The sequence below is a fragment of the Clostridium zeae genome (genome assembly GCF_017312485.1).
In the GTDB taxonomy this organism is placed as follows: domain Bacteria; phylum Bacillota; class Clostridia; order Clostridiales; family Clostridiaceae; genus Clostridium_AR; species Clostridium_AR zeae.
The window spans coordinates 1-449 of record NZ_BMBA01000035.1; the positions used below are offsets into that span (position 1 = coordinate 1).

The 449-nt window shown below is 35.4% G+C and carries 1 pseudogene; it reads right to left on the reverse strand.

Features of this window, described 5'->3' with window-relative positions:
• Positions 1 to 311, reverse strand: a pseudogene (locus tag J3477_RS25980) (ABC transporter permease); the annotation flags it as partial.
• Positions 312 to 449: the final 138 nt, after the last annotated feature.

Here is a 449-nt window from a genome sequence, read left to right on the forward strand (position 1 = left end):
GGTATAACTCCAACTAAAGCTGCTGCTACCATACCTACTACAAACTGACCTTCTCCACCTATGTTAAATAATCCGGTCTTAAATGCTACCGCATTTGCTACACCGGTAAATATAAGCGGTGTTAAATAGAATACAGTATTAAATAAGTTCATTTCGCTACCAAAGGAACCTTTCCATATGGTGCTAAAAAGATCTTCTAGCGCTTTAAAATAATCTAATATAGAGTATCCCTTAGCCCAGATTACGAAAAACACTGAAATGAATATAGAAAATATTATTGCTGCTAAAGGGAATAATATTGGTTTTACCATCTGTAGCGCTTTATTTTCCTTACCCTTTGCTGTAGTTTTACTCAAGATCCTTCACCTCTTTCTCATCATCCTTAAGACTACCACCAGCCATAAGTATTCCAAGTTTTAGCTCTGTAGCATCTTTTCTATCTACTATAT